Origin of the sequence: Erwinia sp. 9145, assembly GCF_000745075.1 — a bacterium.
GTDB lineage: Bacteria > Pseudomonadota > Gammaproteobacteria > Enterobacterales > Enterobacteriaceae > Erwinia > Erwinia oleae.
Map to the genome: position 1 here is coordinate 535,525 of NZ_JQNE01000001.1, position 23,547 is coordinate 559,071.

Genomic DNA, 23,547 nt, shown 5'->3' on the forward strand with positions numbered 1-23,547 from the left:
TTAATCCTGCTGTGTTGCCGAAGCCAGCTGCCTGTAGCGCTGGTCAAGAACGGCAACCTGGGCGGCCACTGCATCGGGTGACCCGCCGTTATTAATAATATCGTCTGCCGCCGCAAGTCGGGTTTCACGTGAGGCCTGCGCCGCGAGAATATGTTCCGCCTGCGCGCGGGATACGCCGTCTCTCGCCATCGTACGCGAAAGCTGTGTATTGCGATCCACATCCACAACCAGCACCCGGTTCGCCAGGTGCTGCAAATTATTTTCTACCAGCAGAGGGACAACCCACAGGCACCATACTGATTGCGCCATCGCCAGTTGTCTGCGGGTCTCTGCCTGAATCAGAGGATGCAACAGCGCATTCAGCCACGCTTTATCTTCAGGTGCGGTGAAGATTTGCTTACGTAGCCGCGCGCGGTCCAGCGAACCGTCTTTCAGGAGGATCCGCGGACCAAATTTTTCATGTATGGCGTTCAACGCTGGCCGGCCTGGTTCAACGACCTGGCGGGCGATGACATCCGCATCGACAACGTCCACGCCTCTGGCGGCAAAGGCATTAGCGATAGTGGTTTTTCCGCTGCCGATGCCTCCGGTCAGCGCAACAGTATAGCGCATAAGCTCCTGTGCCTCTGGCCCACGAATGGATACAGTTGGTGTGGCTCGTTATCAAATACGGCACGCGATGTCGCAGTCTCATCCGCATCCGAAGAATTTCGGTAAATTTATGGGATTGTAGCGTAAATAAACCGGTTTTCGCAGTCTTGTCGCCGCGTTTTTAGTGCGTATGATAAGCTCACTGGAGCTGGCAGCACGCCTGTTAGATTGCGCCATTAACCAGGAAAAGATCATGCGTATCGAAGAAGATATTAAGTTAGGTTTTAAAGATGTTCTTATCCGGCCAAAGCGTTCTACGCTTAAGAGCCGTTCTCAGGTGGATTTGACACGTCATTTCACCTTTAAGCATTCTGGCGTGGTCTGGTCAGGCGTGCCCGTCATCGCCGCCAATATGGATACGGTGGGCACCTTTAGCATGGCGGAAGCACTGGCATCTTTTGACGTGCTGACCGCCGTACATAAACACTACAGCATCGAGCAGTGGCAGGCGTTTGTTTCACGCGTGCCGGAAAGCGTATTGCGGCACGTCATGGTATCAACCGGAACATCTGAGTCCGACTTCGTTAAGCTGAAACAAATTCTGGCGCTGTCGCCCGCACTGAACTTTATCTGTATCGATGTGGCTAACGGCTATTCTGAGCATTTTGTCGATTTCCTGAAACGCGCGCGTGAAGCCTGCCCGGATAAAACGATTTGCGCCGGTAATGTTGTCACCGGCGAGATGGTTGAAGAACTGATACTTTCCGGCGCGGATATCATTAAAGTTGGCATCGGGCCTGGCTCAGTTTGTACTACGCGCGTTAAAACCGGGGTAGGCTATCCTCAGCTTTCTGCCGTTATTGAATGCGCAGACGCCGCCCACGGGCTTGGCGGTCAGATCGTCAGCGACGGAGGCTGTTCCGTACCCGGCGACGTCGCAAAAGCCTTTGGCGGCGGCGCAGATTTTGTCATGCTCGGTGGAATGCTCGCTGCACATGACGAATGTGAGGGCACTGTGGTGGAGGAAAACGGCGAGCAGTTTATGCTCTTCTACGGTATGAGCTCCGAGTCAGCCATGAAGCGCCACGCTGGCGGCGTGGCAGGTTACCGTGCCGCTGAAGGTAAAACGGTGAAGCTGCCTGTTCGCGGACCGGTAGAGCATACCGCGCGTGATATCCTTGGCGGTCTGCGTTCGGCCTGTACGTACGTTGGTGCCGAACGTTTGAAAGAGCTGACCAAGCGCACTACCTTTATTCGCGTGGCCGAACAGGAAAACCGGGTGTTCAACCGCTAATACTTAACCCTTCATTATGAGGTATTGATGATGAAGGGTTCTCTTCTTTGTGGTGTTTCCGCCCGGTGTTTCACTCTGTTTTTGCGCCTTCGTTCTGTTAAATGCTAGCCAAGCGCATCGCCAAGATTGAAGATGGGAAGATACATGGCAACCACCAGCGCGCCGACTATCGATCCTGTCACTATCATCATTAACGGCTCCAGCGCCGCCGCCAGATTATCCGCCAGTTCTGCGGTGTGTTCCTCATGAAAAACGCCCAGCCTGACCAGCAAACTGTCCAGCGAACCGGCTTCTTCGCCCACTTTAATGAGCTGGTAGCAAAGGGGCGTGAACAGCACATGCTGTTTTAGCGCATGGTTTAGCGGTCGTCCGGATGAAATATGCGTTTGTAGCATCACGATGGCATCACGCCAGAGTGTTTGCGTTAGCGTCCGCTCCACGGCCTGAAGGCTTTGCAGCAGGGTTAAACCGGCCTGCTGCGTCATCGCCAGCGTCATAAATATTCTGCCTAACTGCCCACCGCGATAAAGCCGTCCAATTAACGGAAGGCGTAATAACGTTAACTGTATTTTTCTTTGCCAGGGTGCTGAGCGATGAAAATGCCACTTAGCGCTATATCCTGTGGCTATTATGCCAGGAAGGATAAAGAGCCCGTACTGACGCAGCCAGTCGGAAAGCGTCATCACTGCCGCTGTAAACGCCGGTAGCGGTGCATCGAAAGTTTGGTAAATGGATACAAACTCAGGTAATACCCATACCAGCATGCCAGTGCTTACTATCAGAGCAACCGCAAGAATGAACAGCGGATAGCGCATCGCCTTGTGCACTTTTTTTTGTAACGCCTGTTGCCGTTCCTGCTGACTTGCCAACTGCAAGCAGCACTCGTCCAGGCGGCCAGTGAGTTCGCCTACTTTTATCAGCGCAGGATAGAGGGGCGGAAAAACGTCGGGCCACTCTGCCAGCGCATCGGAAAAAGGAATGCCTTCCGATACGCTCTGCTGAATGTGCGTAATTAAGGCCTGCCACGCCAGCTCATCATGGTCTTCGCCTGTCAGCGTTAAGCTATCTGATAGCGTCAGGCCAGCTTTAAGCAAGGTCGCAAGCTGGCGGAAAAAAGCAGTTTTATGTGGCCACTTCCAGTCTTTGGCCTGATATCTGCGCCCGGCAACAAGCGTTGTGGGCAGGCAGTTTTTTTCAACCAGCCTTTCCATTGCCTCGTGACGGGAGAGGCAAAAAAAAGCACCCTGACTAAAATGGCCTTGACTATCCATTCCGCGCCAGTGAAATAGCCGTTTATCAGCCATCCTCCGGCCCCACTACGCGATTAAGCTCTTCAAGCGTTGTTTCGCCACGATTCACACAGTGTAATCCTTCAATAAATAAAGGCTGCATTCCCTGATTTTTGGCTAAATCGGAAAGCTCTTCCGGGCCTTTCTCAGCGATGATGGCGTTTTGCAGGCGAGGCGTTATCTGTAAAAGCTCAAATATCGCCAGGCGACCATAGAAACCTGAGCAGCAGCGTTCGCATCCTCTGGCTCGCCAGTTTTGTACCGTGCCAGGCCAGATGTTGGAGGGAAAGTGCGCTAAGGCTTCCGCCGGTTCTCGGCAGTGAATGCAGAGACGGCGAACTAACCGTTGGGCGATCACCAGTTTCAGCGCAGAAGCAAGCAGGTAGCCCGGGATCCCCATCTGCGCCATACGGGTAAGCGTTTCCGTGGTCGAATTAGTGTGTAATGTCGACAGTACCAGATGCCCTGTTTGCGCGGCTTTAACTGCTATCTCAGCGGTTTCGGCATCACGAATTTCGCCAAGCATAATCACATCATGATCCTGGCGCAGAAGCGCGCGCAGCACCCGGCCAAAATCAAGCCCGCTTCTGGGATGAATCTGGGTTTGATTTACGCCCGCCAGCGGTATTTCTATCGGATCTTCTACGCTACATACGTTGCGCTGGGGATGGTTCAGCCAGCTCAGTCCGCTGTAAAGCGTAAAGGTTTTACCGCTGCCGGTTGGGCCGGTAACAAGGATGAGGCCTTGTGGTCGTGACAGCGCTTTCTGAAAGCGACGCAGCGAGGCTGATGTCATCCCCAGATTTTCTAACGTAACGGCATTGGTATCGCTTTGCAGCAGGCGAATGACCGCTTTCTCGCCAAAGCGTATGGGCAGCGTTGAAAGGCGAAACGTTTCTGATTTTCCATTAAGGTCAACCGAAAACTGACCATCCTGAGGCGTTCTTCGCTCTGCAATATCCAGCCCTGCAAGGATCTTCAGGCGGGCAACGAGCGTGGCGGCAGAATCTGCCGCGCTGGTGGGAACGTCTTGCAGCACGCCATCAACCCGAAAGCGAATTCGTAATAATTTCGCCTGCGGTTCAAGATGGATATCAGATGCGCGCTGTTGTATGGCCAGTAATAACAGCTGATTGATGCGCTCAGGCGCTGCTGTTTGATGATTAGTCTCTGTCTGCGGCGTTGCATCCTGCGTTTGTAAAAATTGCGCCAGGCGTGCCTCAGGCCAGTGTTCAATATCAATAACGGCCTGTGTGGCGAAGCGTAGCGATTCCATCATGGCTGTTGAGGGCATTTCGCTAACGGCCAGATGTAATCGCTCCTGCGTCATTTCTAATATCACGGCCTGATTCTGCTGGCAGAGACTTTCTATAGCTTTGTGAGAGGGCAACTGCGTCATTCTTCACCGCCGGTACTTTCATCATCGAAGCGGAACAGGTTCTCGCAGGCTTCTTTTAACGTTGGTTGCTCGCTGTTACAGCTACGCTGCCAGCCCATTTGCCCTTCATTATTCCACTGCGGCTTCATGATCACGCTCAGTCCGGTCAGGCTCTCCTGCCCGGTCAGGGTGAGGGTGCCTGTCTGAACGGAAACGGCGGAGACATAGCGTGAGCCTTTACCTGAAGGCACGCCGTTAACGCCCTCAGAACAGCTGCCCGGCCCACCGTGTTCAAGCGCGCATAGTTCGACGGCCGTTTTATACGGCATTGCCGTTTGCAACATATCCGTCAGCGCCGCTTTTTGCAGGTAGTTCTGATAAGCAGGAAGGCCGATTGCGCTCAATATGGCGATGATGGCAATAACAATCATCAGTTCGATCAGGGTGAAACCACGTTGCTTTTCCATAGCACTACTCCTTTAGGGATGAGGAGTGCAGCCTAATAGCGGGCATCGTGCGTTTCCAGCGGCAAAAAAAGAGGTCTGGAGCCAGATTCAGAAATGATTTCTCTGTTGCATTATTAAGCAATAAGCGTGGAAGGCATGCCGCAAATTAATATCACAGCCAAAATAAACGCCACACTTAACGGGTGGCGCATGATACAAAAAGTTGCGGTTAACGAAAGCGCATGGAGAGATCGAGTGCATGGATATGTTTAGTCAGCGCGCCCACGGAAATATAATCAACGCCTGTTTCGGCAAAGGTTTTCAGTGTTTCAGCGGTAACGTTGCCGGAAACCTCCAGCAGCGCGCGACCATCGGCAAGCTTCACGGCGTCCCGCATAGCCTCAAGGGTGAAATTATCGAGCATGATAATATCCGCCCCGGCATCGATCGCCTGGTTGAGTTCATCAAGCGTTTCCACCTCTACCTCAACGGGAACGTCGGGATGCAGCCAGCTTGCTTTATTGATGGCATCGCGAATGGAACCCGTCGCGATGATGTGATTTTCCTTTATAAGGAAAGCATCAGACAACCCAAGACGATGGTTAGCGCCACCGCCACACAGCACGGCATATTTCAGCGCGGTACGCAGGCCGGGCAGTGTTTTACGCGTATCCAGCAGTTGAGTACGCGTACCTTGCAAAAGGGCAACGTAGCGACTGACCTCGGTAGCCACGCCGGAAAGGGTTTGCACAAAATTCAGTGCCGTACGTTCTGCGGTCAGAATCAACGCAGAAGGGCCCAACACTTCAAACAGCGTTTGGTTAGCCTGAATGGCATCGCCATCGTCCACATGCCAGATAATCTGTGTTTTGTTGCCAAGTTGGATGAAGATCTCTTCTACCCAGCGCTTACCGCAAAAAATACCGGGCTCGCGGGTGATAACAACGGCATGGGCGCGGGCCTCGGCGGGAAGCAGGCTGGCGGTAATGTCTTTTCCAGCGTCGATATCGCCGCCCAGATCTTCACGCAAAGCCAGTGCAACGGCAGGAGGAATATCGTCATCAATACGGGCCAGCAGCGCGGCGTGGCGGCTGTTCGGATCGTAGCGGCGGGTGGTCATGGTTGGGCTCCGAAACGTCGGATAAAATGTTCGATTATGCTAGCCTGGTTCAGGGGGCCTTGTCAGCCGGCCAGAACGCTATTTAATGCGCATCACATGTTGCATTGCCAAAAAATGATTCATGTTACTCTGATGATATCGTTAAGAAAGGAGAGTATCGCATGCACTTACAAGCAGGCTGGATCCATGAGGCGAGAAGGGTGCCCTCGCCGCATTTCGATGAGCGGCCAGCCGGTGTCGCGCCCACGTTGCTGGTTATTCACAATATTAGCCTGCCGCCAGGCCAGTTCGGCGGGCCGTGGATTGATGCGCTGTTTACCGGAACGCTGGATCCTGACGCGCATCCCTGTTTTGCCGATATTGCCGCTCTTCGTGTTTCAGCACATTGTCTGATTCGGCGCGATGGCGAAATCGTGCAATACGTTCCTTTTCATCTGCGCGCCTGGCACGCCGGAGTTTCATCTTATCAGGGGCGTGAGGCATGTAATGACTTCTCCATCGGTATTGAACTGGAAGGAACCGACACGCTCCCTTACGCCGATGCGCAGTATCGTGCGCTTGAGAAGGTGACCCGGTTGCTGATTAAGTACTATCCGACCATCGCAGAAAATATTACTGGTCACAGCGATATTGCGCCGATCAGAAAAACCGATCCCGGGCCGTCGTTTGACTGGGCGCGATACTATGCTGCGCTAAGGCAATTTGACTCAAAGCCTGTTGATAAGGAGTAACCAGCATGACGCTCTTTTGTTTACTGTTGGTATCAGGCTGGGAACGCTTGTTTAAAATGGGTGAGCACTGGCAGCTCGATCATCTTTTGACGCCACTTTTTCGTAAACAACATCGTTTCTCGTTACCGCGTACGCTACTGATGTTTCTGGCTGCCATTGGCGTTACTGCGGTTTGCGTGCTGGCGCTGAAAGGCTGGTTCTATGGTGTGTTGCAACTGCTGTTCTGGACCGCCGTTGGGCTTTTATGTATCGGCGCCGGCTCGGTGCGTTTGCACTATCATGCCTATCTGAAGGCGGCCAGCCGCAATGATACTGATGCACACAACGCCATGGCTGAAGAGCTCACGCTTATTCATGGCCTGCCCGTCAATTGTAGTGAGCGCGAATACCTGAGCGAACTGCAAAATGCGCTGTTATGGATTAACTATCGTTTTTATCTGGCACCGATTTTATGGTTTGTGGCGGGAGGAACATGGGGGCCGGTACTGCTGGTGGGGTATGCCTTTCTGCGCGCCTGGCAAACCTGGCTGGCACGACATCGTTCGCCGCTTGAGCGCGCGCAGGCCGGTATTGACAGGGTGCTGCACGTAATTGACTGGCTGCCGGTCAGACTGGTGGGCGTCGCATATGCGCTGCTTGGCCACGGTGAGCGCGCATTGCCTGCCTGGTTTGCGTCATTAACCGATCGTCGTACATCGCAGTATCAGGTGTTAACCCGTCTGGCGCAGTATTCACTGGCGCGCGACCCACATACCGATAGGGTTGAGACGCCTCGTGTGGCGGTGGCGCTGGCTAAAAAAGTTTCACTGGTCATTGTGGTGGTGGTGGCGCTGTTAACCATCTACGGCACGCTTATTTAAAGAGGCGTATGTTCAGGCAATAAAAAAGGGGCCGGAAGCCCCTTTAGATAAAACTTTCACCTTATGCTTTTTGCATGCGGTTTTTTAGTGCATAGCCTACCGCCAGAACGGCAATCCATACAGGGATCAGCCATACTGAAATCGCCATGCCCGGCGTCATTGCCATAATCACCAGGATCCCCGCAAGGAAGACCAGACAGATCCAGTTACCTGCCGGATAAAACAGCGCTTTAAAGCGTGTCTGTACACCCTGACGATCCTTTTTACGACGGAATTTCAGGTGAGCAAGGCTGATCATCGCCCAGTTAATCACCAGTGCAGAAACCACCAGTGCCATCAGCAGACCAAACGCCTCGCCCGGCATCAGATAGTTGATCAACACGCAGAGCGCCGTTGCCAACGCCGAGATACCAATTGCCGCTACCGGGACGCCGCGTTTATCAACCTTCATCAGCATCTGCGGGGCGTTGCCCTGCTGAGCGAGACCAAACAGCATGCGGCTGTTGCAGTACACACAGCTGTTATAGACCGACAGTGCCGCGGTAAGGATTACCACGTTCAGCGCGTTTGCCACCAGGGTATCGCCCAGATCATGGAAAATCATAACGAAAGGACTGGAACCGCCGATAACTTTCGTCCAGGGATAAAGAGACAGCAGAACGGTGAGTGAACCGATATAGAAGATTAAAATGCGGTACAGCACCTGGTTAGTGGCTTTGGGGATGGTTTTCTCGGGATCGTCGGCCTCTGCTGCGGTAATGCCGACCAGTTCAAGACCCCCGAAAGAGAACATTAACACCGCCATTGCCATCACCATGCCGGAGACGCCGTTGGGGAAGAAGCCGCCTTTGTCCCACAGGTTGGAAACCGTTGCTTCCGGCCCGGCGCTACCGCTGAACAGCAACCAGCCGCCAAACAGGATCATGCCGATGACTGCCGCCACTTTAATAATGGCAAACCAGAACTCCATTTCACCGTAAACTTTAACGTTAGTAAGGTTGATGGCGTTGATCAGCACAAAGAACACGGCCGCAGACATCCAGGTCGGGATTTCGGGCCACCAGTATTGAATATATTTGCCAACGGCGGTCAGCTCGGCCATGGCGACCAGCACATACAAAATCCAGTAATTCCAGCCGGAGGCAAAACCGGCAAAGTTACCCCAGTACTTATAGGCAAAATGGCTGAACGATCCGGCTACGGGTTCTTCAACGACCATTTCCCCTAGCTGTCGCATAATCATAAACGCGATAAAACCACCGATTGCATAGCCCAGCAATACGGATGGGCCGGCCATTCTAATCGTGTCCGCGATCCCCAGAAACAGGCCGGTACCTACGGCACCTCCCAACGCGATCAGCTGTATATGGCGGTTTTTTAAACCACGCTTCAGCGTCTCGCCCTGATGTTGTCCCATATAAACCTCTTGATGTCGTTATTCTTCTTGACGGACGATTGCTCGTGTAAGACAGATATGACAAGTAACGTATTGAAAAGTGTACAGAGCCCTGGCCATTAAATTATGACCCCGGCTACCTTCGCGACAAGAATAGTGATAAGTGCAGCGCATTGCACTCGCTTTCGCTTTCTGTGCGGCGGTATGCGTAAAAAAGCATCGACCGGTCACATTTCTGAGTCATGTCATATTCGTTGAATAAAGGCGAATAGTATTCGCTTATGATTAACAATGCTTTTACTTAAGCGTTTGCCTTCTTTGATGAAAGTTAAGCCGTTTGACCTTTAAGCCACCCGGATTTATGACCGCTTTATACAGACTCATGCCGTCTGTTAAAGCGTGAAGCTGTTCTGATTTCGGGCTGATGCCATATAGACACAAGGTGAATACTTTGTTACTTTACGGGCACCATTTTTCAATTGGTATTACCAATTTACTTCGGTGAAGAGCATGAGAAGGGATAATGGCCTACAGTAAGATTCGCCAGCCAAAGCTTTCCGATGCCATTGAGCAACAGCTTGAATCCCTGATCATGGAAGGGACGCTTCGACCGGGTGAAAAACTGCTCCCTGAACGCGAGCTCGCAAAACAGTTTGATGTCTCCCGTCCCTCTTTGCGTGAAGCTATCCAGCGTCTGGAAGCGAAAGGTCTGCTGCTGCGCCGTCAGGGCGGCGGCACTTTTGTTCAGACCAGCCTTTGGCAAAGCCTGAGCGACCCGCTCGTTGAACTGCTTGCCAGCCATCCTGAATCCCAGTTCGATCTGCTGGAAACGCGTCACGCGCTGGAAGGGATTGCCGCCTATTACGCCGCGCTTCGGGGAACTGATGACGATCTTGAGCGTATCCGTGACTGCCATTTGCAGATTCAGGCTGCCCAGCAGAGCGGCGATCGGGATGCTGAAGCCGATGCGGTGATGCAGTATCAAATTGCCGTAACAGAAGCAGCGCATAACGTAGTGCTGTTGCATTTGCTACGCTGCATGGGGCCGATGCTCGAACAGAACGTAAGACAGAATTTTGAATTGCTCTACTCGCGCCGCGAAATGCTGGCAACAGTGAGCGGTCACCGCGCCAGTATTTTCGAGGCGATTGTAGCGCGTGAGCCCGAACGGGCGCGCGAGGCTTCACACCGTCACCTGGCGTTTATCGAGGAAATACTGCTGGACAGAAGCCGGGAGCAGACGCGTCGTGAACGCTCTCTGCGACGTTTACAGCAACGCAAGGATTAACGCGTAGAGATATACGTGAAAATTCGCCCCCACGCCGAAGGCGAAGGGAATACACCAGGGCCTGTCTCTTTGTGCTTTGAAAAGAAACAAAGTACAGAGAGACAGGCTCCAGATAATTCAACGTAGTAGACACAAATAAGGAATACCGCCCATGTCAGAACGTTTACAAAATGACGTGGATCCGATCGAAACTCGCGACTGGCTACAGGCGATCGAATCGGTCATCCGTGAAGAAGGTGTTGAGCGCGCACAGTATCTGATTGACCAGGTGCTGAGCGAAGCACGCAAAGGTGGCGTGCAGGTAGCTTCTGGTAAAGGCGTCAGTAACTACGTCAACTCAATTGCCGTTGAGGACGAGCCAGACTATCCGGGCAATACTTCTCTGGAACGTCGTATTCGTTCCGCGATCCGTTGGAACGCTATTATGGCCGTTCTGCGCGCATCGAAAAAAGATCTGGAGCTGGGTGGACACATGTCTTCCTTCCAGTCTTCCGCAACCATTTATGAAGTGTGCTTCAACCACTTCTTCCGCGCGCGCAGCGAGAAAGACGGCGGCGATCTGGTCTATTTCCAGGGCCACATCTCTCCCGGCGTTTACGCACGCGCCTTCCTGGAAGGCCGCCTGACCGAAGATCAGATGAACAACTTCCGTCAGGAAGTGCACGGTAAAGGGCTCTCCTCTTACCCGCACCCAAAACTGATGCCTGAGTTCTGGCAGTTCCCGACCGTATCAATGGGCCTTGGCCCGATTGGCGCAATTTATCAGGCCAAATTCCTGAAATATCTTGAGCATCGCGGCCTGAAAGATACCGCGCAGCAGACCGTTTACGCCTTCCTTGGCGACGGCGAAATGGATGAACCGGAATCCAAAGGCGCCATCACTATCGCCACCCGCGAGAAGCTGGATAACCTGGTCTTCATCATCAACTGTAACCTGCAACGCCTGGACGGCCCGGTCACCGGTAACGGTAAGATCATCAACGAACTGGACGGCATTTTTGGCGGCGCCGGTTGGGAAGTTATCAAGGTTATCTGGGGCAGTCGCTGGGACGAACTGCTGCGTAAAGACACCAGCGGTAAGCTGGTTCAGCTGATGAACGAAACCGTTGACGGCGACTATCAGACCTTCAAATCACGCGACGGCGCCTACGTGCGCGAGCACTTCTTCGGCAAATATCCTGAAACCGCCGCGCTGGTTAAAGATATGTCCGACGATGAGATCTGGTCACTGAACCGCGGCGGTCACGATCCGAAGAAAATCTATGCGGCGCTGAAAAAAGCGCAGGACACCAAAGGCAAACCGGTGGTGATCCTGGCGCATACCATCAAAGGTTATGGTATGGGCGACACCGCAGAAGGTAAAAATATCGCGCACCAGGTGAAGAAAATGAACATGGATGGCGTTCGCTACATTCGCGATCGCTTCAACGTGCCGGTTGAAGATGCCCGGCTCGAAGAGATGCCATACATCACCTTTGAAAAAGAGTCTGAAGAGTACAAATATCTGCACGGCCAGCGCGAAAAGCTGGGCGGCTATCTGCCGACCCGTCAGCCCAACTTCAGCGAGAAGCTGGAGATGCCTGCGCTGGAAGACTTCAAATCCTTGCTGGATGAGCAGAACAAAGAGATCTCCACCACTATCGCCTTCGTGCGTGCGCTTAACGTGATGCTGAAGAACAAGTCGATCAAAGATCGTCTCGTGCCGATCATCGCTGATGAAGCGCGTACCTTCGGTATGGAAGGTCTGTTCCGTCAGATTGGTATCTACAGCCCGAACGGCCAGCAGTATACGCCGCAGGACCGTGAGCAGGTTGCTTACTATAAAGAAGACGAAAAAGGCCAGATCCTTCAGGAAGGGATTAACGAGCTGGGCGCAGGCGCCTCGTGGCTGGCGGCGGCAACGTCATACAGCACCAACAACCTGCCGATGATCCCGTTCTATATCTACTACTCGATGTTCGGCTTCCAGCGTATCGGCGATCTGTGCTGGGCGGCAGGCGATCAGCAGGCGCGCGGCTTCCTGATCGGCGGCACCTCCGGCCGTACCACGCTGAATGGCGAAGGTTTGCAGCATGAAGATGGCCACAGCCACATTCAGTCGCTGACCATTCCTAACTGTATCTCTTACGATCCGGCTTACGCGTATGAAGTGGCGGTTATCATGCACGATGGCCTGGTCCGCATGTACGGCGACGCGCAGGAAAATATCTACTACTACATCACTACGCTGAATGAAAACTACCACATGCCTGCGATGCCGCAGGGTGCGGAAGAAGGCATTCGTAAGGGGATCTACAAGCTGGAAACCCTTGAAGGCAGCAAAGGTAAAGTCCAGCTGCTGGGTTCAGGCTCTATCCTGCGTCACGTGCGTGAAGCGGCACAGATTCTGGCGAAAGAGTATGGCGTTGGCTCAGACGTTTACAGCGTGACCTCGTTCACTGAACTGGCCCGCGACGGTCAGGACTGCGAGCGCTGGAACATGCTGCACCCAACCGAGGAGCCGCGCGTGCCGTACGTCGCGCAGGTGATGAACGATGCGCCAGCCGTGGCATCAACCGACTACATGAAACTGTTCGCCGAGCAGATCCGCACCTTCATGCCAGCCAGCGATTATCGCGTGCTGGGCACCGATGGTTTCGGACGCTCTGACAGCCGCGAAAACCTGCGTCACCATTTCGAAGTGGACGCATCATACGTGGTAGTTGCAGCGCTGGGTGAACTGGCCAAACGTGGTGAAATCGATAAGAAAGTGGTCGCGGAAGCGATTACCAAATTCAATATCGATGCCGATAAAGTCAACCCACGTCTGGCATAAGAGGTAAAGATTAATGGCTATCGAAATCAACGTACCGGATATCGGTGCAGATGAAGTGGAAGTCACCGAGATTCTGGTCAAGGTGGGCGACAAGGTTGACGTTGAGCAGTCGCTGATTACCGTAGAGGGCGATAAAGCCTCGATGGAAGTGCCTTCGCCGGAAGCGGGCGTGGTCAAAGAGATCAAAGTTGCCACTGGTGACAAAGTGGAAACCGGCAAGCTGATCATGATTTTTGATTCTGCTGAAGGCGCAGCCGCGCCGGAAAAAGCTGAAGCGAAAGAAGCGCCGAAAGAAGAGAAAAAAGCGGACGAGAAGCCAGCAGCAGCGGCGGCCGAAAGCAAAGACGTGAACGTGCCGGACATCGGCGGCGATGAAGTCGAAGTGACTGAGATTCTGGTGAAAGTTGGTGATACCGTCGACGCTGAGCAGTCGCTGATCACCGTTGAAGGTGATAAAGCCTCAATGGAAGTCCCTGCGCCGTTCGCCGGCACCGTTAAAGAGATCAAAATTGCCACCGGTGACAAAGTCAGCACCGGTTCGCTGATTATGATCTTCGAAACGGCAGGCTCAGCACCGTCTTCTGACGTGAAACCAGAAGTTAAAGAAGACGCGGCCGCCGCGCCTACCGCTGCCAGCGGCATAAAAGACGTTGAAGTGCCTGACATCGGCGGTGATGAAGTTGAAGTTACCGAGGTGATGGTGAAAGTCGGCGATAAAGTTGAAGCCGAGCAGTCGCTGATCACCGTTGAAGGCGATAAGGCCTCAATGGAAGTCCCTGCGCCGTTCGCCGGCACCGTGAAAGAGATCAAAATCTCGACCGGCGACAAGGTGAAAACCGGTTCGCCAATCATGGTGTTCGAAGTGGAAGGCGCAGCGCCTGCGCCAGCCGCGAAGAAAGAAGAAGCGGCTCCGGCTAAGCAGGAGGCGAAGCCCGCGCCGGCGAAAGCTGATGCTGCTGCGTCAAAAGACGAGTTCGCTGAAAATGACGCTTACGTGCATGCGACGCCGGTTATTCGTCGTCTGGCGCGTGAGTTCGGCGTAAACCTGGCAAAAGTGAAAGGCTCTGGTCGTAAGGGCCGTATCCTGAAAGAAGACGTTCAGGCCTACGTGAAAGAGGCGGTGAAACGCGCCGAGTCTGCCCCTGCCGCAGCAACGGGCGGCGGCCTGCCGGGCATGCTGCCGTGGCCGAAAGTCGACTTCAGCAAGTTTGGTGAGATCGAAGAAGTTGAACTGGGCCGCATCCAGAAAATTTCTGGTGCAAACCTCAGCCGTAACTGGGTGGTGATCCCGCACGTTACGCATTTCGACAAAACGGATATCACCGATCTGGAAGCATTCCGTAAACAGCAGAACGTGGAAGCCGAGAAGCGTAAGCTGGATGTGAAGATCACCCCTGTTGTCTTCATCATGAAAGCCGTCGCTGCCGCGCTTGAGCAACTGCCGCGCTTCAACAGCTCGCTGTCTGAAGATGGTCAGAAGCTGACGCTGAAGAAGTACATCAACATCGGCGTGGCGGTGGATACGCCTAACGGGCTGGTTGTGCCGGTATTCAAGGATGTGAATAAAAAAGGCATCGTTGAGCTGTCCCGCGAACTGATGACCATTTCCAAAAAAGCGCGTGACGGCAAGCTGACCGCGGGTGAGATGCAGGGCGGCTGCTTTACTATTTCCAGCATTGGCGGCCTGGGCACCACGCACTTCGCGCCTATCGTCAACGCGCCGGAAGTGGCCATCCTTGGCGTCTCCAAGTCTGCGATGGAGCCGGTCTGGAACGGTAAAGAGTTTGTGCCGCGCCTGATGCTGCCCATCTCCCTGTCGTTCGACCACCGCGTAATCGACGGTGCTGATGGTGCGCGCTTTATCACCATCATCAACAACACGCTGAGCGACATCCGCCGCCTGGTGATGTAATCGAAAAAGCCGGCCTGACGGCCGGTTTTTTTCTGATAATCTCATGATGCTGATGAGATTGTTGAGACCAGATATATTCGTTTGTTGTTTCAAAATTGTTAACGATTTTGTAAAATGCGGACGGATTGAACGACCCGGTGGATAGGGGGCGACAGGCTCCCGGCATCGCCGTAAATAATTAAGAGGTCATGATGAGTACAGAAATCAAAACTCAGGTCGTGGTACTTGGGGCAGGACCGGCAGGCTACTCTGCCGCATTCCGTTGCGCTGATTTAGGTCTGGAGACCGTCATCGTCGAGCGTTTCAGCACCCTGGGCGGGGTTTGTCTGAACGTAGGCTGTATACCTTCTAAAGCGCTGCTGCACGTTGCGAAAGTGATTGAAGAAGCGAAAGCGCTGGAAGAGCACGGTATCGTGTTCGGAAAACCGCAGACCGACATCAATAAAATCCGCGGTTGGAAAGAGAAAGTCATCAACCAACTGACCGGCGGCCTGTCCGGCATGGCAAAAGGCCGTAAAGTGAAAGTCGTGACCGGCCTGGGCAAATTCACCGGTGCCAATACGCTGGTGGTTGAAGGCGAAAATGGCGCGACGACGATCAACTTTGATAACGCCATCATTGCGGCGGGCTCGCGCCCAATTCAACTGCCGTTTATCCCGCATGACGATCCTCGCGTGTGGGATTCTACCGATGCGCTGGAACTGAGAGAAGTCCCGGAGCGCCTGTTGGTTATGGGCGGCGGCATCATCGGCCTGGAAATGGCCACCGTCTACCACGCGCTGGGTTCACAGATTGACGTGGTTGAGATGTTTGACCAGGTGATCCCGGCCGCTGATAAAGACGTGGTGAAAGTTTTCACCAGGCGTATCAGCCAGCAGTTCAACCTGATGCTGGAAACGAAAGTGACCGCCGTAGAAGCAAAAGAAGACGGCATTTATGTTTCGATGGAAGGCAAAAAAGCGCCTGCCGAACCACAGCGTTACGATGCGGTTCTGGTGGCGATTGGCCGCGTACCTAACGGTAAAGGTCTGGATGCAGGCCAGGCGGGCGTTGAAGTGGATGACCGTGGCTTTATTCGCGTTGACAAGCAGATGCGTACTAACGTTCCGCACATTTATGCTATTGGCGATATCGTGGGTCAGCCAATGCTGGCGCACAAAGGCGTACATGAAGGCCATGTTGCGGCAGAAGTCATTTCTGGTAAGAAGCACTACTTCGATCCGAAAGTCATTCCTTCTATCGCCTACACCGAGCCAGAAGTGGCATGGGTTGGCCTGACGGAGAAAGAAGCGAAAGAGAAGGGCATCAGCTATGAAACGGCAACCTTCCCGTGGGCAGCATCTGGCCGCGCCATTGCTTCAGACTGTGCAGATGGCATGACCAAGCTGATTTTCGATAAAGAAAGCCACCGCGTTATTGGCGGCGCCATCGTCGGTACCAACGGCGGCGAACTGCTGGGTGAAATCGGTCTGGCTATCGAAATGGGCTGCGACGCGGAAGATATTGCGCTGACCATTCATGCCCACCCGACGCTGCATGAATCGGTCGGTCTGGCAGCCGAGATTTATGAAGGCAGCATTACCGACCTGCCGAATGCGAAAGCAAAGAAAAAATAGGCCTCGTTGCCGCTTATTAAAGCTCCCGTCCGGGAGCTTTTTTTTGCCTTTTTTATAAAGAGATCGGCGTTGGGTGGCCGGAAACGACTCGATCGTTTTAATACGCACTATGACTTTTTCTGTAGAATATAGCAGGAACTGTGACGCTTAAATTTTACCTGAATAGCCGGTAGAATTTATCTGATGATAAAAAGCTATTACTTTCAGTAGGTTATTTTTAGAGTGTTCCCCACATGCGTGGGGTTAAACCATCATCCGATGGGACAGAGAAAACGTCGCCGGTTTGTCCCCCAAGCCCGCGGGATTAAACGGTGCGCCTTTCTGGCCTCACAACTGACTCCGCAGTATTTAACAGTGAATTCACTGGTAAGCGACGTTGTTAACACGCATGAAAATGAGTTAAAAGGCAAATGTCCATTTTGTGATCTGTATATATTTAAATTAAAACTATATAGTTTTTAATGCGTATCACACAGTGAGTTTGTCCAAAAGGATTTGATGATGAAGACAACGTTTCCAGAGAATTTTTGGTGGGGATGCGCTGAATCGGCGGCACAGACGGAAGGTGAAGCAGATACATCCGCCTCCATCACCAACTGGCAGCATTGGTATCAACAGCAGCCGGAGCGTTTTTTCAATCAGCACGGCCCACAGCACACACGCAATAGCTATTCCTGCTATAAACAGGACGTTAAGCGGATGCGTGATATCGGTTTAAATAGTTTTCGCACCTCAATTTCCTGGGCGCGACTCCTCCCTGATGGAAAAAACGCTGATCCAAAAGCCATCGACTATTACCGCAGTTTTTTTAACGAGCTGAAAAATAGCGGTATCGAACCCGTCGTTACGCTAATGCATTTTGATATGCCTTATTTAATGCAGCAAAAGGGCGGTTGGACCAATCGTGCTGTTGTTAACGATTTTGCTGATTATGCCGCGCGCTGTTTTGAATTATTTTCGAATGAAGTGAAACATTGGATAACGTTTAATGAACCTATTGTTCCGCTGGAAGGCGGGTATTTATATGATTTTCATTATCCCAATCAGCGTGACTTCAGGATGGCGGCACAGGCGGCTTTTTTCACCCAGCTTGCTCACGCAAAAGCAGTTAACGCCTATCGGGCCAGCGGGCAGAAAGGTAAAATTGGCATTGTATTAAATCTCACCCCGTCCTATCCCCGTTCAATAAATCAGGCGGATAAAAAGGCTGCACATATCGCCGACCTGCTATTTAACCGAAGTTTTCTTGATCCTTCATTAAAGGGGCACTATCCCTTCGAACTGATTACATTACTGAAAAAATATCGTCAGCTACCGGAATATACTGCGGAAGATCTCCGTGAAATAGCCACGGCGACCATTGATATGCTGGGTGTCAATTATTACCATCCGCGACGAGTACAGGCAAAGATACACGCTATACATCCTCAGGCGCCTTTTATGCCTGAATGGTTCTTTGATAATTATGAAATGCCTGGTTGCCGGATGAATCCTTATCGTGGCTGGGAAATCTATCCGCAAGGGCTGTACGATATTCTGACTAATCTGCGTGACCACTACGGTAATATACCCTGCTTTATTTCTGAAAATGGCATGGGCGTTGAAAACGAAGAGCGCTTTATCCGCAAAGGCATCGTTGAAGATGACTACCGAATAGAATTTATGCAAGACCATCTACGCGGTATCAGTCAGGCGATTAGCGAAGGAAGCGCTTGCTTTGGTTATCACTGCTGGACGTTTACAGATAACTGGTCATGGTTAAATGCCTATAAAAATCGCTATGGGCTGTATCGCTTTGATCTGTCGGATGGCAGTATCAGCCCAAAGCGAAGCGCTTATTGGTATCAGGACGTAATTAAAAAGAATGGTTTTTAATACTTTACAAGGGAAAATCATGATTGAAAATATGGACTATGAAGAAATTGTTATGGGCATAATTGTTAATGCCGGACAATGCAAAAGTTTTGCTTTTCAGGCATTACAGCAGGCTAAAAAAGGGAACGTCGCAGAATCTGCGGCGTTGATGGCGCAATCTCAAACTATGGCTAAAGAAGCGCATATTCTCCAAACGCAGTTAATTGAATTCGATGAGGGAGAAGGTAAAATTCCGGTTCATTTGATCATGGTACATGCGCAGGATCATTTAATGACCGCAATGTTGGCTAAAGAGTTGATTCAGGAAATTATTGAATTACATCAACGCTGATTAAAACCATATTCTCATTATCACACCGTTAAAACAGGTGGCCTTATGTCCGATTCAACATTTCTTGGGCGTATTACTGATATATCACAAAAGATGGCTTCTGAGGTGCATTTACGGAGCCTGCGGGATAGCTTTGTCATTGCAATACCTTTTCTGGTATTGGCAGGGCTGTTTATTATGCTCAATTTTGTTATTCTTTCGCCTTCCGGAATATTTTCGGATTGGCTGTCACCAGAAAGGTTAGCATCCCTCAGTAATATTGGCGATCGTGTTCTTAATGGCACGATGAATATTTTATCAATAATGCTGGTGGTGTTGGTTTCTTATAATATTGCCAGTAAAAAAAGGTTTGATACACCGATCATCCCGGCGATGGTATCGCTGGCCGCTTTCTTTGTCTTAATGCCCATTAACACGCAGGTACTCGCGCCGGGCGGCGATGCGCCAGTCGAGGTAGGCGGCGTTGTTTCATACAGTCTGACCAATGCGGGGGGCGTTTTCCTCGCTATTCTCACCGCTGTCATTGGCACAACCATTTTCCTGTGGATATCAAAAAACAGGTATTTGACCCTTCATCTCGGCGATGATGTTCCCCCGATGGTTGCGCAATCATTCCAGTCAATGTTCTCTATCATGCTGACTATCGGGATATTCGCACTGGCGGCATTCGGTGTAACGACACTGACGCATCTGGAAATTTATCAGGTTATCCAGCAGGCTATTCAGGCGCCGCTTGTGCATCTGACTACAAACCTGTCAGGTTTTATTGCGTTAACCACATTAACGAACGTGCTTTTTTCACTCGGTATACATCCATCCGGCATTATCAATCCAATTCTGGAACCACCTTTACTGGTCGCAATGCAGGAGAATATGTCCGCATTTGCGCAAGGACTTATTCCTCCGCATATTATTGTACTGCCGTTTCGCGATTTATATGGACATCTGGGCGGCACCGGCAGCACATTATCGCTGTTGCTTGCCATCATGCTGCGCAGCAAAATGTCCAGCCACCGTAACTTTTCGCGTACGGTGATAGCACCAGGAATATTTAATATTAACGAGCCCGTTATTTTTGGTTTTCCGGTGCTTTATAATCCACTGATCATGATCCCCTTCATTATTGCCCCGCAGGTTAACTTTATTATTGCTTATTTTGCTACCGACCTTGGAATGGTTTCCCGCATCGTTGCTTATGTGCCTTGGTCGGTTCCGCCGCTGTTATCTGGCTGGTTAGGCTCCGGTGGCGATTTCCGTAACGTCATTTTGCAAGTTATTCTGCTGGTCTTTGGTGTGGTTGCTTACCTGCCGTTCCTGATGGCGTATGAACGCTCTCTTATTGAGGGGAAAAGCAAAAAAATTATCGATGCAGCGGGTGAGCAAGGTCAGTCTGCTTCAGTGGATATCAGCGACGCAATAACGTTGCCGGAGAATCAGTCAAAGGCCAAATCATCACCTCTTGAAAAAGCAAACGATAAAACCATCATACTGATGTGCAATGAGGGAATGTCGACGTCTATCGTTGCCGCTAAAATGCGTAAATATGCCGAAAGTCAGGGGTGTAATTTACAGGTCTACGCAATCAATCTGGGTAAATTAAGCCTTGAATATCCTAAAGCCGATCTTATTTTGCTCGGCCCACAACTCACTTATATGGCGGAAAACATCAGCAGTGAAATAAACCATCACTGTACGGTTTTACCGATTGATCCACAGCATTTCAGTAAGCTCGATGGCAAAGCCGTTATTGAAGCCGCATTGCCTTATATCAGCAAATAAAAAATAATTGAAAGGACGAGAGAATGACGATTACAAGTGCATTTATCGGATTCGGCAAAAGCGCCACGCGTTATCATTTGCCCTATGTGCTGGCACGAAAGGACAAATTTACGGTTAAACGTATTTACGACATTAAACGGCAGGCTGATAAAGAGAACCAGCAAGCGTATCAACATATTTTATTTACCAGCGAGCTGGCAGATATACTGAACGATGCAGACATTACGCTGGTGACGATATGTACGCATCCGGACAGTCATTATTACTATGCGCACCTGTGTCTGGAACACGGTAAAAATGTGCTGGTGGAGAAACCGTTCACCACTACGCTGGAAGAGGCGAAAACGCTGTTTGCCATTGCGCGTGAAAAAGGACTGACCGTTTCTCCCTTCCAGAATCGCCGCTTTGATAGCTGCTTTCTAACCATGAAGCAGGCCATTGAGAGCGGCAAACTGGGTAAGATTGTTGAGGTGGAAAGTCATTTCGACTATTTTCGCCCGGAAGCTGAAACCAGCCCCGGTGGTCATTTTAACGGGGCGTTTTATGGTCTTGGCGTGCATACCCTCGACCAGATTATCTCGCTGTTTGGCCGCCCACAGCAGGTCGGTTACCACCTGCAAAAACTGCGTAACCCGCTCAACCCTGATGATACGTTCGAAGTTCAGCTCTATTTCAAAGAGATGAAGGCGATTATTAAAACCAGCCATCTGGTGAAAATAGATTATCCAAAATTTATTGTCCATGGCACTCATGGCTCGTTTATTCGTTATGGTATTGATCGGCAGGAAACCAGTCTGAAGGCAGGCGTGATGCCGGGTGAGCCCGATTTTGCGCACGACCCGCAGCAGGCCGTTCTGGAATATACAGATCGTTCAGGAGAAACCGTGCGTGAGCAATTACCTGCGGTGCAGGGTGATTACGGACGCGTTTATGATGCGCTCTATGAAACGCTGGTAAATGGCGCGCCGAACTATGTTAGCGAGCAGGAAGCGCTGACCAATCTTGATATTCTCGAAACAGCTTTCAAACAACCTTCTCCTGCTGTAGTGACTCTGTGATAAGGGACAATCATGAAACGTATTTTGAACTGTCGAACCACTGATTTTGCTTTATCTGTAACAGGCCCGGAGCTGGCGCAGGCTATCGCAAGTTCTGAAGGCCGCGTCATTATGACGGAAGTCGCTGCCAGCGCCGCACCGTTATATGCTGAAATCACTAACGCAGAATTACTGAGTGCATTTGGGGCCGATTTAATCTTACTTAAAGGCCTTAACTGTCAGCAGCAGCAGGTCAGCGGAAGTTCCGTCGCATTTGGTGAAACGGCCGTGGCGCAAATTAAACGGTTAACGGGTCGTTTGGTGGGCGTGAGCCTGGAGGTGCTGGCAGAGGACGCGGCGCAAGGGACAACGGGGTTCAGCAGTGAAAATCTTGCGCGAGTGCAGGATGCCGATTTTATTTGCCTGACGGGTTATGACAAACCTGGCGTAACCACACAGCGTATGCATCAGGTTATTGGTCAAACCTGTGAAGCATGCTCAAAAATGGTTTTGGTTGCGAAATTTTGCAGCCAGGGCGTTGCGCAACCGGAAGAGTATGCCAGCTATATCACTGCGGGCGCGCATGGCGCGATCGTTCCCGCTCCGGCCAGTTGTCGCGGTGCCAGCGAGGCAACTGTCAGCGCCGCGATAGCGGCGATACAGCAGGCCAGTGGCCTTGCTGTTACCACTATCAGCAGTAGTCAGGAAGGCGCGGACTGTGCTACGGTTCGCGAAATTGGCCTTGCCAGCAAGCGCTGTGGCAGCGACATGCATAACTTTGGTGATGCGGGCGTGGCCGGAATGGCCGATCCGGAAGCGGTAAAAGCGCTGTCGATTGCGATCCGGGGCCGCCGGCATACCTGGGTGCGCATGGCTGCGTCATTACATCGCTAACGGCCAGACGTACGGATCAGAGGAGCCGCTTCGGAGTGTACTATGCCTAAATATATGGAAATTTACCGCGAAATTCGCCTGCGAATTGAGTCGGGAAACTATGCTCCAGACAAAAAGCTTCCGGAGGGCTCGAAACTTGCCAGCGAGTTTTCATGCAGTGAATTAACGATTACTAAAGCGCTTGATTTACTGGTGCGTGAAGGATTAGTTCTGCGCAAACGCGGGTCGGGATCGTTTGTAAAACGTCTGGCCTCCTCAGCCAGTAATTCTCACTTATCAGGTACGGCGGAACGTTGCGCCAGAGCGGGGAAAAAGCTGGAAACGCGGGTGATCAATTTTACCGCAGAGCCTGCTGATGAGCATGTTGCCCAAAAACTGACCATACCCCACGGTCAGCTCGTTTATGTTATCCATCGCGTACGCGTTATCGATGGCGTGCCTTCAATTATTGAATATACATGGATGCCGGTCGATCTCATTCCGCAGCTCACCCTGACTTACGTTAATCAATCTATTTATCACTACATCACTAAGCAACTTGGATGGGTCATTCACAGTGCGCATATGACCATTACCGGGCAACAGGCTACGCATCATGAATGCCAGCAGCTGGCGCTCGTTGAACCTACTGCCCTGATTCAGGTAGAGCAGGTGGCTTTTCTCGATAACGGGAAACTGTTTGAATATTCTATTGCCCGCCATCTGTGGAATTCATTTAACTTTGAAACCGATTTTGTACGCGTTTGAATATGATGGGTATTAACGGTAAAGGCAATATGTAAATTGATGCCCGTCGCTATCAATACATTAATATAGCGTGTTTTACTGGGTTGTACACTTCGTTTGGAAACGTTGTAAGGGGTAAAAATGCCTTGTTCAAGAGGCAGGTTTTTCT

19 protein-coding genes are annotated in these 23,547 nt (G+C 51.6%); 13 read left to right on the forward strand and 6 right to left on the reverse strand.

Going from position 1 to position 23,547, the window contains the following annotated elements; translation table 11 throughout:
- Complete coding sequence (coaE, locus tag FA91_RS02660) at positions 1–612, reverse strand: dephospho-CoA kinase (RefSeq protein WP_034912279.1); 612 nt, start codon at positions 610–612, stop codon at positions 1–3.
- A 232-nt stretch (positions 613–844) separates the two neighbouring features.
- On the opposite strand from coaE, the gene FA91_RS02665 reads away from it, so the two are divergent.
- On the forward strand, positions 845–1,885 hold the full coding sequence (locus tag FA91_RS02665; protein WP_034912281.1) for a GMP reductase: 1,041 nt from the start codon (positions 845–847) through the stop codon (positions 1,883–1,885).
- Positions 1,886–1,989: 104 nt separating this feature from the next.
- Here the strand turns inward: FA91_RS02665 and hofC are convergent, their stop codons facing one another.
- The 4 genes from hofC to nadC form a co-directional block, all read right to left on the reverse strand.
- Positions 1,990–3,189 carry a protein transport protein HofC gene (gene hofC, locus FA91_RS02670; RefSeq protein ID WP_034912284.1) on the reverse strand — a complete coding sequence of 400 codons (1,200 nt, stop codon included), beginning with the start codon at positions 3,187–3,189 and terminating at the stop codon, positions 1,990–1,992.
- Positions 3,182–4,573, reverse strand: a complete 1,392-nt coding sequence (gspE, locus tag FA91_RS02675; RefSeq protein WP_034912285.1) for a type II secretion system protein GspE — start codon at positions 4,571–4,573, stop codon at positions 3,182–3,184. The genes hofC and gspE overlap by 8 nt, the downstream gene beginning before the upstream one ends.
- The gene (gene ppdD, locus FA91_RS02680) at positions 4,570–5,019 is read right to left on the reverse strand and encodes a prepilin peptidase-dependent pilin (protein ID WP_034912287.1); all 450 of its coding nucleotides are present in this window, start codon (positions 5,017–5,019) and stop codon (positions 4,570–4,572) included. Before ppdD ends, gspE begins: the two co-directional genes overlap by 4 nt.
- Before the next feature lie 208 nt (positions 5,020–5,227).
- Complete coding sequence (gene nadC, locus FA91_RS02685) at positions 5,228–6,118, reverse strand: carboxylating nicotinate-nucleotide diphosphorylase (RefSeq protein ID WP_034912289.1); 891 nt, start codon at positions 6,116–6,118, stop codon at positions 5,228–5,230.
- 161 nt (positions 6,119–6,279) lie between these two features.
- Between nadC and ampD the strand changes: the two genes are divergently transcribed.
- Both ampD and ampE read left to right on the forward strand, forming a co-directional pair.
- A complete protein-coding gene (gene ampD, locus FA91_RS02690) occupies positions 6,280–6,849 on the forward strand; it encodes a 1,6-anhydro-N-acetylmuramyl-L-alanine amidase AmpD (RefSeq protein WP_034912292.1) in 570 nt (189 codons plus the stop codon).
- A 5-nt stretch (positions 6,850–6,854) separates the two neighbouring features.
- Positions 6,855–7,709 (forward strand): beta-lactamase regulator AmpE, encoded by an 855-nt coding sequence (gene ampE / locus FA91_RS02695; protein ID WP_034912295.1) that lies wholly within the window; start codon positions 6,855–6,857, stop codon positions 7,707–7,709.
- Positions 7,710–7,770: 61 nt separating this feature from the next.
- Here ampE and aroP read toward each other — a convergent pair whose 3' ends face one another.
- Positions 7,771–9,126, reverse strand: a complete 1,356-nt coding sequence (gene aroP / locus FA91_RS02700; RefSeq protein WP_034912297.1) for an aromatic amino acid transporter AroP — start codon at positions 9,124–9,126, stop codon at positions 7,771–7,773.
- 502 nt (positions 9,127–9,628) lie between these two features.
- Between aroP and pdhR the strand changes: the two genes are divergently transcribed.
- From pdhR to FA91_RS02750, 10 genes are all read left to right on the forward strand, one after another.
- Entirely contained in the window at positions 9,629–10,393 is a 765-nt protein-coding gene (pdhR, locus tag FA91_RS02705) for a pyruvate dehydrogenase complex transcriptional repressor PdhR (RefSeq protein ID WP_034912300.1), read from the forward strand.
- Positions 10,394–10,544: 151 nt separating this feature from the next.
- Positions 10,545–13,208 carry a pyruvate dehydrogenase (acetyl-transferring), homodimeric type gene (gene aceE, locus FA91_RS02710; protein ID WP_034912302.1) on the forward strand — a complete coding sequence of 888 codons (2,664 nt, stop codon included), beginning with the start codon at positions 10,545–10,547 and terminating at the stop codon, positions 13,206–13,208.
- 13 nt (positions 13,209–13,221) lie between these two features.
- Positions 13,222–15,120: a pyruvate dehydrogenase complex dihydrolipoyllysine-residue acetyltransferase gene (aceF, locus tag FA91_RS02715; RefSeq protein WP_034912304.1), complete on the forward strand. Its 1,899-nt coding sequence runs from the start codon at positions 13,222–13,224 to the stop codon at positions 15,118–15,120.
- Positions 15,121–15,311: 191 nt separating this feature from the next.
- Positions 15,312–16,736, forward strand: coding sequence for a dihydrolipoyl dehydrogenase (lpdA, locus tag FA91_RS02720; RefSeq protein WP_034912307.1), 1,425 nt, complete (start codon positions 15,312–15,314; stop codon positions 16,734–16,736).
- A 501-nt stretch (positions 16,737–17,237) separates the two neighbouring features.
- Positions 17,238–18,611 carry a glycoside hydrolase family 1 protein gene (locus tag FA91_RS02725; protein ID WP_034912310.1) on the forward strand — a complete coding sequence of 458 codons (1,374 nt, stop codon included), beginning with the start codon at positions 17,238–17,240 and terminating at the stop codon, positions 18,609–18,611.
- A 19-nt stretch (positions 18,612–18,630) separates the two neighbouring features.
- Positions 18,631–18,942, forward strand: a complete 312-nt coding sequence (locus FA91_RS02730; RefSeq protein ID WP_231566745.1) for a PTS lactose/cellobiose transporter subunit IIA — start codon at positions 18,631–18,633, stop codon at positions 18,940–18,942.
- 45 nt (positions 18,943–18,987) lie between these two features.
- Entirely contained in the window at positions 18,988–20,721 is a 1,734-nt protein-coding gene (locus FA91_RS02735; RefSeq protein WP_034912312.1) for a PTS transporter subunit EIIC, read from the forward strand.
- 23 nt (positions 20,722–20,744) lie between these two features.
- The gene (locus FA91_RS02740) at positions 20,745–21,779 is read left to right on the forward strand and encodes an oxidoreductase (protein ID WP_034912314.1); all 1,035 of its coding nucleotides are present in this window, start codon (positions 20,745–20,747) and stop codon (positions 21,777–21,779) included.
- A 12-nt stretch (positions 21,780–21,791) separates the two neighbouring features.
- Entirely contained in the window at positions 21,792–22,652 is an 861-nt protein-coding gene (locus tag FA91_RS02745) for a hypothetical protein (protein WP_034912316.1), read from the forward strand.
- Between the two features lie 42 nt (positions 22,653–22,694).
- Positions 22,695–23,399 carry a GntR family transcriptional regulator gene (locus FA91_RS02750; RefSeq protein WP_034912317.1) on the forward strand — a complete coding sequence of 235 codons (705 nt, stop codon included), beginning with the start codon at positions 22,695–22,697 and terminating at the stop codon, positions 23,397–23,399.
- Positions 23,400–23,547 lie beyond the last annotated feature (148 nt).